Origin of the sequence: Flavobacterium sp. (assembly GCF_043780635.1) — a bacterium.
Taxonomy (GTDB): Bacteria; Bacteroidota; Bacteroidia; order Flavobacteriales; family Flavobacteriaceae; genus Flavobacterium.
Map to the genome: position 1 here is coordinate 33,733 of NZ_JAYWCK010000112.1, position 10,696 is coordinate 44,428.

General features: G+C 31.4%; 9 protein-coding genes. 7 read left to right on the forward strand and 2 right to left on the reverse strand.

The features are described from left to right. The first annotated feature begins 37 nt into the window (after positions 1–37). The 3 genes from ACH2BV_RS10245 to ACH2BV_RS10255 all read left to right on the forward strand — a co-directional run bounded on the left by ACH2BV_RS10245 (position 38) and on the right by ACH2BV_RS10255 (position 2,401). Positions 38–1,099 carry a DUF3810 domain-containing protein gene (locus tag ACH2BV_RS10245; protein WP_395050629.1) on the forward strand — a complete coding sequence of 354 codons (1,062 nt, stop codon included), beginning with the start codon at positions 38–40 and terminating at the stop codon, positions 1,097–1,099. Between the two features lie 172 nt (positions 1,100–1,271). Continuing rightward, on the forward strand, positions 1,272–1,766 hold the full coding sequence (locus ACH2BV_RS10250) for an RNA polymerase sigma factor (RefSeq protein WP_395050630.1): 495 nt from the start codon (positions 1,272–1,274) through the stop codon (positions 1,764–1,766). A 5-nt stretch (positions 1,767–1,771) separates the two neighbouring features. Then, entirely contained in the window at positions 1,772–2,401 is a 630-nt protein-coding gene (locus ACH2BV_RS10255; RefSeq protein WP_395050631.1) for a hypothetical protein, read from the forward strand. Between the two features lie 23 nt (positions 2,402–2,424). Here the strand turns inward: ACH2BV_RS10255 and ACH2BV_RS10260 are convergent, their stop codons facing one another. Both ACH2BV_RS10260 and ACH2BV_RS10265 read right to left on the reverse strand, forming a co-directional pair. Next, complete coding sequence (locus ACH2BV_RS10260) at positions 2,425–3,234, reverse strand: lysophospholipid acyltransferase family protein (protein WP_395050632.1); 810 nt, start codon at positions 3,232–3,234, stop codon at positions 2,425–2,427. A gap of 53 nt (positions 3,235–3,287) precedes the next feature. Beyond that, positions 3,288–3,926 (reverse strand): NUDIX hydrolase, encoded by a 639-nt coding sequence (locus tag ACH2BV_RS10265; RefSeq protein WP_395050633.1) that lies wholly within the window; start codon positions 3,924–3,926, stop codon positions 3,288–3,290. A gap of 87 nt (positions 3,927–4,013) precedes the next feature. On the opposite strand from ACH2BV_RS10265, the gene ACH2BV_RS10270 reads away from it, so the two are divergent. The 4 genes from ACH2BV_RS10270 to ACH2BV_RS10285 all read left to right on the forward strand — a co-directional run. Then, positions 4,014–4,457, forward strand: a complete 444-nt coding sequence (locus tag ACH2BV_RS10270) for a DUF4268 domain-containing protein (protein ID WP_395050634.1) — start codon at positions 4,014–4,016, stop codon at positions 4,455–4,457. A 65-nt stretch (positions 4,458–4,522) separates the two neighbouring features. After that, positions 4,523–7,780, forward strand: a complete 3,258-nt coding sequence (locus ACH2BV_RS10275; RefSeq protein ID WP_395050635.1) for a hypothetical protein — start codon at positions 4,523–4,525, stop codon at positions 7,778–7,780. Beyond that, positions 7,755–9,689, forward strand: a complete 1,935-nt coding sequence (locus ACH2BV_RS10280; RefSeq protein WP_395050636.1) for a DUF3857 domain-containing transglutaminase family protein — start codon at positions 7,755–7,757, stop codon at positions 9,687–9,689. Before ACH2BV_RS10275 ends, ACH2BV_RS10280 begins: the two co-directional genes overlap by 26 nt. After that, a partial coding sequence (locus ACH2BV_RS10285; RefSeq protein ID WP_395050637.1) for a DUF3857 domain-containing protein occupies positions 9,689–10,696 on the forward strand: 1,008 nt, incomplete at its 3' end. The genes ACH2BV_RS10280 and ACH2BV_RS10285, both read left to right, overlap by 1 nt.

The following is a 10,696-nucleotide window of genomic DNA, read 5'->3' on the forward strand; positions in this document are numbered from 1 at the left end:
ATTTATTTTATGCTAATTTTACACAAATTCATTTTCAATGCAACGCAAATACATTCTTCCACTATTCCTCCTGATTCAAATTTTGTTTCTCAAAACAATTGCCTTTTTTCCGGAATTTGTGGAACGATTTTACAGCAATGGTTTGTATGTTTTAGTTTCGAAAATTTCTCGCGTAACATTGGGTAAAATCCCGTTTTCTGTAGGTGATATTATCTATGGAATTGTAATTTTATATATTCTAAAATCGATTTGGAACACTAGAAAAAAATGGAAGTTAGAATGGAAAAATAAAGTTTTAAAAATTTTAAGTGTTCTTTCGGTAGTTTATTTCCTGTTTCATTTTTTGTGGGCAATGAATTATTACCGCCAACCCCTTTTCGAAAAAATGAACATCGAAAGAGATTACACCGATGCAGACTTATTGACTTTTACCAAAAAACTGATTGCCAAAACTAACGAAATCCAAACTCAAATCACAAAAAATGATAGTTTGAAAGTGGTTTTTCCATACTCAAACGAACAAGTTTTTGAAATGAATTTAAATGGATATAAAACGCTTTCCGACCAATATCCTTTTTTCACTTACACGAATCCAAGCATCAAGAAATCACTTTTTAGTTTGCCATTGACCTATATGGGTTTTGGCGGCTATTTGAATCCGTTTACCAATGAAGCACAGGTAAATTATTTGATGCCAATGTACAATTCCCCGACGACTTCTTGCCACGAAATGGCGCACCAAATGGGTTTTGCCAGCGAAAGTGAATGTAATTTTATTGGGTTTATGGCATCGGTGAAGAATGATAACTTGTGTTTTAAATATTCAGGATATAGTTTTGCTTTGCGTTATTGTTTGGGCAATTGGTATGTACGTAATGAAAAAATTTATGACCAATTACTAAAAACCGTTCATCCCGGAATCTTGAAAAACTATCAGGAAAGTGAGGATTTCTGGAGACAATATGACACTTTTATCGATAAAGGATTCCATATTTTTTACGACAATTTCCTGAAAATGAATCAGCAAAAAGACGGAATGGAAAGTTATAGCAAATTCGTGAATTTGATTGTGAATTATTATAAAGATAAAGAACTTTAAGAAAAATAAAGTTATTAAATAGCCCTGATGGAAGGGAAAATCCTCGCCATTTTTTCTTGGCGAGATTGGAATAACAGCGGGACAACTGCCGATTAAAAACAAGAGACGTTGTGCTCCAAAATAAAATTACATAATTTGTAACAAATTATACTTTTTACCCACTAATAAAACTATGAGCGACGATTTAGAACAATCATTTGTGCAGCAATTAAAGACCAATCAGAATATAATCCACAAGATTTGTAGGTTGTATACAAATGGTGAGGATGCGCACAAGGATTTGTTTCAGGAGATCACAATCCAGTTGTGGAAGGCGTTCCCGAAGTTTCGTGGCGACAGCAAGTTTTCGACTTGGGCGTATCGTGTAGCGTTGAATACGGCGATTACTTTGTACCGAAAAAGTACGCGAATGGTTAAGACCGTGGATTATGAAAAACAGCAATTTTTTATTAGTCAGGATGAATATAATTATGAAGAAGAAGAACAGCTAAAGCTAATGTATCAGGCAGTTTATCAACTAAATGATATTGAAAAAGCACTAATTTTTATGTATCTAGAAGAAAAGGATTATACTGAAATATCTGAGACTTTGGGAATTTCAGAAGTTAATGCGCGGGTGAAAATGAATAGAATTAAAGGGAAATTAAAAAAAATATTAAATCCTTAAGAAATATGAAAGAGCTGGATTTATTAAAAAAAGATTGGCAAAAAAAGGACGCTTTTGAACAAGTTTCGGAAGGCGAAATTTACAAGATGCTGCATATGAAATCGTCTTCGATTGTGAAGTGGATTTTTATTATCAGTATTCTGGAGATTTTGCTTTGGACATCAATTAGTGTGTTTTTTAATACTGACGATTATCTTAAAAACACAAAATATGAAGAATTTGAGGTATACTTCCAAGCATTAAACTTTTTAAATTATGGGGTGATATTAGTTTTTATATATTTATTTTATAAAAACTACGTCATTATTACAGCTACCGTTTCTACAAAACAGTTGATGAAAGATATTCTTAAAACCCGTAAAACAGTGCAATGCTATGTTTGGTATAATCTTGGAATGGTAGCTTTGAGTTTAATAATTGGTTTTTTTATTGCATTTACTTCCAATCCAGAAGTAATGATTTTAAGAGATAAAGTCGCCAGTGACGGTAAGGTATTAGCAATCACGATAGGAATATTGATTTTAACAATTGCTGTTTTTTTGAGTTTATTTTGGCTATTTTACAAATTGCTTTATGGAATTTTACTCAAAAGACTATATAGAAATTATAACGAATTAAAGAAAATAGATTTATAAAAAAAGAGGCTTAAAGCTTTTTATTAGTATTCCCATTTTCTTAATTTGTTTAGTTCTTCAGCTGCTTTTAAATCTTCGGCAGGAATAACTTTTAAAAATGAAGGATGTTGCTCAATGGCATATTCTACTTTTTCGACAATTTGATCAATAGTATCATTCTCATAATCAATTTCTAATGGAGGTTTGATGATGAATGATTGCAGAATATCTTTCTTTTTCATCCGCAACCCTTTCTTGTCAAACGAACGACGGAATCCGTCGATTACAATTGGAACCACAATGGGTCTGTATTGTTTGATAATATGCGCTGTTCCTTTTCGTACGGGTTTAAATGATTTTGTTGTTCCTTGTGGAAAAGTAATTACCCAGCCATCTTTTAGCGCAATTTTAATATTCTCAGTGTCGTTTGGATTTACTTCCCTTTTTTCATCCACATCTTTGCCACAAGAACGCCAGGTTCTTTCTACGGTAATTGCGCCAGCATACGATAAAATTCTTGGCAATAAGCCAGCTTTCATGGTCTCTTTTGCGGCGACATAATAGATATTCATTTTAGGTTGCCAAATGTATCCAATATTTTTTATGGAATCCTCACGACCGCTTAAACTAGCGTTAAAAACGTGAAACATTGCTACCACATCAGCAAAATAGGTTTGATGATTCGAAATAAAAAGGACATTTGTCTCTGGCAACGTTTTGATGATTTCTGAACCTTCTATCTTCAAACTATTGAATCCCCTATAGCGTCTGTGGGTTAAAACCGCAAAAACCCTGATTAAAAATTTTTTAATAAATTGGATGTGCCCAAATGGATTTCTCTTAAATAATCCCATAAAAAATTGTGTTTTGTGTATATTTGGAGGACAAACTTACGAAAAGTAATAAATTAAAGCACTTTTTTTATGACTTCTTTCAATTCACTCAACATCATTGCAGTTGCTCCCCAAACTATATGCTCATTAATTTTAAAAGCTGGAATAACCATGTTTTCAGCATAAGAAGTTGTAATTTTGGTACTTACAACTAAATTATCATCTAAAAATTCGGATAAAGGTAATTCGATTATTTTCGCCACTTCATTAACATCAGGAACAAAAAAAATTTCCTCTCTACAAATTCCCAGATAAGGATATACCAAAAAATTACTGGGTTGAATGTATAAATTGGTAAAAGGCATTATGATTTCAATACTATCGGGTTGAATTCCTATTTCTTCGTGGGTTTCACGCAAAGCTGTTTGCTCAAAAGTTTGATCTTCAGCTTCATATTTTCCGCCAGGAAATGCTATTTGGGCAGAATGGACACCTTCATATGAATTCCGTACAATAAGAACCAAATGAGTCCTCCCTTTTTTTGGATAAAACAACATCATTACCGCTGCAATTTTTGGGTTTTTATCTTTAATATTGAGGTTTTTCATTCCCTCAATTCTATCTAATGGAGCCATTCTGAAATGTGCTTCACTGGCAGGAAGAGTTACTTCTAAAAATTTAGGAACATATTTTAAAAAGTCTTGAAAATCCATAATCAAAGTCTATTTTTGTATACTAAAAGTATTAAAATATAAATATAGCGTTTTACAAATTTACCAAATTAAAAACTAACGAATAAAATGTATAGTAAAGAAGAAACTCAAAGATTAAAGCGGGAATTCTGGGTGGATTTTGCAGAAAAATATCCCCGAAAATGGGTCTTGTATGACACAAAAATCAAGGACTTTTCTTTTAAATTTTATGTTGACAACAAAAAAGCTCAGGTTCTAATTGATATTGAGCATCGAAGTGACGACAAACGAAAAATCTATTTTGAAAAACTGGAATCTTTAAGAAACGTTTTGGAAGATGATTTTGTAAAAGACCTTGTTTTCGAGAAAGACTTTGTGCTTGAAAATGGCAAAACCATCAGTCGTATTTGGGTTGAAAAAAATGGAGTAAGTATCAGCAATAGAAAGTACTGGGATGAAATATTCGGCTTCTTCAACGAGAAAATGCATGCCGTCGAAATGTTCTATTTGGAATACGGAGATTACATTCGGGATTTGAAAATTAACACCTAAAAAAAATATTAAAAACCTTACAACTATTCGCCAAAAAATCTATATTTGGCAAAACTAAATTCGTAATGAAGAAAATACTTTTTATCCTTTTATTTGGATATTTTTCCAGCTCTTATTCCCAAACTGATTATTTATTTGTTTACAATAATGATTTAATAATAAAAAAAGGCGTTTCGCTATATGAAGCAGAGAAATATGCAGATGCTATAAAAGAGTACGATAAAATCAATCGAGTAGATCCGAAATTTTTGAATGCTCAGTATGAAAAAGCAATGGCCCTTTCTGCCTTAGACAAAAAAGAAGAATTAAAATCCTTTTTTGAAGATTTGTACAATAAAAATCTAATGCCAGAATTCCCAACATTATATACCCTTTACGGAAGTTTTTTGAGTGACCAAAAAGAGTACGACCAATCAGAAAAAATATTTAAGGAAGGAGAAAAATATCTCCCAAACTCATCAAATTTTTTATACAATTTTGCGATTCTATACATCCGAAAAGAAGAATCTCAAAAAAGTGTCGATTTATTAGAACGAATTATCACCAATGACCCAAATCACGGTTCTTCACATTATCTATTAGGAGTAATTGCACTCGATAATGGCAAAATAGCGGAAGCGACATTAGCGATGATGAGCTATTTAATGATAGCTCCGCAAGGACGATATGCCGAAAAAGCAATCTTAAATTTGAATGCAAAATTCGGTGAAAATTATCTGGGAAATAGCAAACTTATTTTCTCTAAATCAGGAGATAATTTTGAGGAAATCGAGGTTGTTCTAAGGAACCAACTCGCTTTAAAGCCAGCATACAAGGTTAAATCTGATATTGACGATGTTGTTATTCGCCAAATTCAGGCTGTCGCCGAATATTCTCAGGAGCATAAAATGGGCGATGGTTTTTTTGAAACTATGTATATTCCATGGATTAAAGATATGATGGAAAAGCAACGATTTGAAGCCTATTCTTATTATATTTTGCAGGGAATGCAAGAAAAAATAGGTAAAAAACTAACCTCAAAAAAGAAAATAGTAACAGATTTTAATGATAATTATGTCATTGGAGGTAGTTTTTGGAACTCATTTGGAAAAAGAAAATTAGACCTTTTTGGGTCTCAACAAGAAGTTATTGTTTCCATAAAAAACCGGGTTCCATACCTCATTGGTTCTCAAATTAATGAAAAAAGCCAAGGGAAATATAAATACCTCAACGAAGATGGAAATCTTGCCGGTCAATTGAATTTTAAAAACAATGAATTGGATGGAATTCAAAAATATTACGATGAAAAAGGAAATTTAACTGAAGAAAAATCTTTTAAAAACGGAAAAGTTGACGGAACAAGAACCGCATATTATTCAAATGGCTCGTTAAGTGTAGTCGAAAATTACAAAGATGATGTTCTAAATGGCATTGGAACTTCGTATTATGTAAATGGCGGAAAACAATGCGAAGTTAACTTTGTTAATGGTGAACGCGAAGGAAAATTGACGTGCAATTATCCTAATGGAAGCAAAAAAACAGAAGGAAATTATGTAAACGGAAAATTGAATGGTCCTTATTTAAGCTATAATGAAGTCGGAGATTTGACTGAAAGTTATAGTTCCGTAGACGACTTAATTGATGGTAAATATTTGGAATATTTTGATGGTAAAACAGTAAAATCAGAAGCTGTTTATGCCAATGGCAAGATTCAGGGCACTTACAAAAGTTATTACAGCAACTCCACTTTAAAAAAGGAGAATACTTATGAAGATGGAAAAATAAAAAAATCAGCCAACTATTTTTCTAATGGCAAAAAATCAACCGAATCCATCTATAATGACAAAGAAGAAATAGAAACTTACAGTTATTTTGACAGTAATGGTAACAAATACTTTGAAGAAAAATACAAATCAGGAGAATTAAAATCAGCACTTCAGTTTTCAAAAAATAATCCAAATCCTGTTGAAATCAGTTTATCCAGTAAATCATTTGTTATGAAAGACTTTGAAGGAAACCAATTGGCCGCAGGTAATTTCGAAAAAGGAAAAAAAACAGGTGAATGGAATCATTACTATCCTTCGGGAATTAAGAGGCTACAAGAATTTTATTCTCAAGGAAATCAAATTGGTCTAAGTCACGATTATGATAGAAATGGATTAATAAATGGAATAAAAAACTATTCAAATGACACCATAAATGGTCTTTATGAAGTATACGAGAGTGGAAAATTAGATCGGAATTATTCTTATGATAGTGGAAAACAGAATGGACCATATAAAACATTTTATACTGACGGCTCATTAAAATCTGAAGGATTTCTTATAAATGGTGGCACGAATTATGAAAAACTAAGTTACCGACAAAATGGTACTATTTCAGAAAAAGAAGAATACATAGAAGATGCTATGACTTCTTCAAAAACCTATAATTTAAAAGAGGAAAAAGAAAATGAAACTAATTTCAAAACCCAAAAAGGAAAATTTACCAAAAGTTATAATAATGGTACAACAACAATAATTAATGAATTGGTAAATGGTGAATTGAATGGAAAATCTTTGGAAAAAGACAAATTCAATAATCCAATAACAGAAACAGAATTCATCAATGGTATGAGACATAGTACTTATAAAAATTATAGTCCGCTGGGAACGATATACAGAGAAAGTACCTATTATGCAGGAAAATTGAATGGTATTGACAAAATATATGATATTGTTGGCAATTTGAGATATACAGACGAAAACACTTTTGGAGATGAAAACGGGAAATTAACTCGTTACTACCACAATAAAATGAAGATGCAGGAGTGCATTCAATTAGATGGCTCAATCGAAGGCGATTACATCTATCTCAATCAAAAAGGAGAACCAATTTTGATAATTGGATACCAAGAGAACAGAATTAAATATTATATCAAGAAAAATAAAACCGGTGAACTCAATGAGAAAATAGAAATAATTGGTGAAACTGCTACTATTTCTTCTTCTTATCCTAACGGAAAAATAGCCATTCAAATTAACTATGTAAAAGGAAATGTAGAAGGGAAATTACTGATCAACAATGAACTAGGGAAACCAGAATACGAGTCCAATAATTCCAATAATTTGTTAAATGGAAATCGCATAGAATATTATTCAAACGGTAACGTTTATAAAAAAGAATACTTTAAAAACAGCGATTTTGAAGGGCTTCAAGAATATTTTAAAGAAGACGGAAAACCTTGGATAACGGCAGAATATAAAAATGACGAATTACAAGGAAATGTTTTAATTTACAATGAAGGCAAAGTAGTATTAACTAAAAAATATGATTCGGATGAATTGGTTGAAATTATCAAATAAACTTATCTATAGCATTGCTTTTTGCATACTTTTTGCATTTGCCACAAAGGCTCAAAGTTCACTAGAAGAATACAAAAAAACATACCCCGATTATAATGAATTGGTTATAAATGACAGTCAATCATACGATTTTTCGATTGAAAACAATAAACTGAAAGTCATTCAGAACAATCAATATGAATCCATAATCCTAACGGACAACGGTATTCAAAATAATAAAGAATCGTTTACTTATTCTGAATTAGTCAAACTTTTAGGCTACGAAGCTTACACAGTTATCAATGATAATGGTAAGGAAAGGAAAATTAAAGTTACCCAAACCAATGAAATCCAATCTGGGCAGGGCTCCGTTTTTTATGATGATGTAAAAGAACGTCAGATTATTTTTCCAAATCTTGAAGCCGGAGCAAAAAAAGTATATAATTATCAAACAGAGTTTGTAGATCCTTTTTTACTGCATAAATTTATTTTCGGAGGGGGATTTCCAATAAAAAACTCATCATTGGAAATAAAAACAGATAAAAACATCAACATCGGTTACAAAATTTTTAATGACGAATCACATTTAATTGAATTTTCGAAAACAGAAAAAAAAGGAAAATGGATTTATAAATGGACGATGAAAGATGTGAAACCTGTAAAACTTGAAGAAAATTCTCCAGGATATTTATATGTAATTCCACACATAAATATTTATATAAAAGACTATACCATCAACAATAATAAGGTAGAAGTTTTGGATGATGTAAACAAACTATATTCGTATTACAAGGATTTTACAAAAAATTTAAATCAAACCGAAGACCCCACTTTAAAAGCAATTACGCTCGATATTACCGCAAATCTAACCACTGACGAAGACAAGATAAAAAGTATTTTCTATTGGGTAAAAGACAATATCAAATACATCGCTTTCGAAAATGGTTATGAAGGTTTTATTCCTAGAGAAGCTGGCTTAATTTGCGAAAGAAAATTTGGTGATTGCAAAGATATGGCAAGCATAATCACTGAAATGGCGAAATATGCTAATGTTAAAGGAGTTAATGTTTCTTGGATTGGTACCCGTGAAATCCCTTATTCTTATAACGAATTAGCGACTCCGGCAGTTGACAATCATATGATTGCCGTATATAAAAAGGGAGATCAATACATTTTTCTAGATGGTACAGACAAGGAAACACTTTATGGGATTCCCACCGCTTTTATCCAAGGAAAAGAAGCCTTATATGGAGATGGACATAACTATAAAATAATTCCGGTTCCAATTGTTCCTGCCGAGAGAAATGAGGTAAACGAGCAAGTAAAATTTACTATTGAAAAAGACAAACTCGTTGGTTCTGGAAAAGTTCAATTCAACGGTTACAGCCGAAGTCATATTTTACTACGAATAGGTGATGCTACAAACAAAACCAGATTCGAAATGATAAAAAGTCTTGTTCTCAAAGGGAATAACAAGTTTAATTTAAAAGATTTTACCGAAGAAAACATAAAAGACAGAGACAAACCGTATCAAATAAACTATAATTTTGATTTGGGAAATTATATCATAAAGGCTGATAATGAAATCTATGTTAATCTATTTCTCGAAAAACCTTTTGAAAAATTAATTATAGAAAAAGACCGTGTTTCTAAATTTGAATTTGACTATTTAACTTTCGTAAACAGTCACTACGAAATGGAAATTCCTAAAAATTGCACAGTGAAATATCTTCCAAAGAACTTTAGTTTAGATAATGATTATGTAAAAGCAGATTTTGTCTATGAAGTCAAAAACAATAAAATAGTATTAAATATTCAGATAAAACAAAAGAAGTTATTGCTCGACAAATCTGATTTTGAACCTTGGAACAAAACGATAAAAACCTTAAAAAATAAGTATACTGAAACCCTAATTTTATTAGAAAAATAATGAAAAATAACATCCTAAAAACCTTTTTCACCTTTGCTGCTATCTTAAGCACTTCGGTATTTTTTGCTCAGGACTATTCCTTTAAAAATTACGATTGGAATGAAAAAGAGACGAAAGTTGACATTCCGGAAAAATACAAAAACGAGAAAGAAGTCATTCTGGATAGAACCACAAAAATTGAGTTTGTCGTAACTGGAAAAGAAGCAAAACAATACCAATTATTACACGAAAAAATCTATATCAACTCCGATGATGCCATAGAACGCAACAATAAAATTTACATTCCTTTTAGTTTGAACGAAAGTGTTTTGGTAAATAAAGCCAGAGTTATTCTCAAAAACGGCACAGTTATTAATTTAGACCAAAAAGATATTAAAGAGGATGTTGACCAGGAAAAGGGAATGAAATACAGCTATTTTGCTGTCCATGGTCTTGAAAAAGGAGCCGTAATTGAAAAAATTTACGTTCTTGAAGAAAGACCGGAATTTTCAGGACAAACCATTAAAATGCAAGATGAATATCCAATTGTCAACATAAATTTTGAGTTGATTTATCCAAATCACCTTGTTTTCAAAACAAAGTCTTACAACGGTTTAGGTGAGCCTATAATTGATTCAAAAAAGATTGAAAACAAAACTGTTTTATCTATTTCAGAGAAAAATATTCCCGCTTTGGATAACGATGAACAATACTCTAATTGGGTATTACAATTAAAATTGTTTCGCTACAAACTAGACGAAAACACCTATAACGGGAGTAAAAACCTAAATAACTTTAAGGAATTTGCAACCAATTTATATGAAAGACTAAATCCTGAATTGGATAAAAAACAACAAAAATCCCTTGAAGATTTTTGCAAGACGATTCCAAAATCAGATGATTTACAAGAGCAGATTTGGAACATTGAAAACAAAATCAAAAAAACCATCGCTTACGACAGATACATTGATGCCAAGGAAACTTTATCCGATATTATTGTAACAAAACAAGCCAATCAAACTGATATT

Excerpts from the sequence above, each read along its gene's own strand:
- ACH2BV_RS10245 (WP_395050629.1), top strand. The coding sequence starts at position 38 with ATGCAACGCAAATACATTCTTCCACTATTCCTCCTGATTCAAATTTTG.
- ACH2BV_RS10250 (WP_395050630.1), top strand. The coding sequence starts at position 1,272 with ATGAGCGACGATTTAGAACAATCATTTGTGCAGCAATTAAAGACCAAT.
- ACH2BV_RS10255 (WP_395050631.1), top strand. The coding sequence starts at position 1,772 with ATGAAAGAGCTGGATTTATTAAAAAAAGATTGGCAAAAAAAGGACGCT.
- ACH2BV_RS10260 (WP_395050632.1), bottom strand. The coding sequence starts at position 3,234 with ATGGGATTATTTAAGAGAAATCCATTTGGGCACATCCAATTTATTAAA.
- ACH2BV_RS10265 (WP_395050633.1), bottom strand. The coding sequence starts at position 3,926 with ATGGATTTTCAAGACTTTTTAAAATATGTTCCTAAATTTTTAGAAGTA.
- ACH2BV_RS10270 (WP_395050634.1), top strand. The coding sequence starts at position 4,014 with ATGTATAGTAAAGAAGAAACTCAAAGATTAAAGCGGGAATTCTGGGTG.
- ACH2BV_RS10275 (WP_395050635.1), top strand. The coding sequence starts at position 4,523 with ATGAAGAAAATACTTTTTATCCTTTTATTTGGATATTTTTCCAGCTCT.
- ACH2BV_RS10280 (WP_395050636.1), top strand. The coding sequence starts at position 7,755 with ATGAATTGGTTGAAATTATCAAATAAACTTATCTATAGCATTGCTTTT.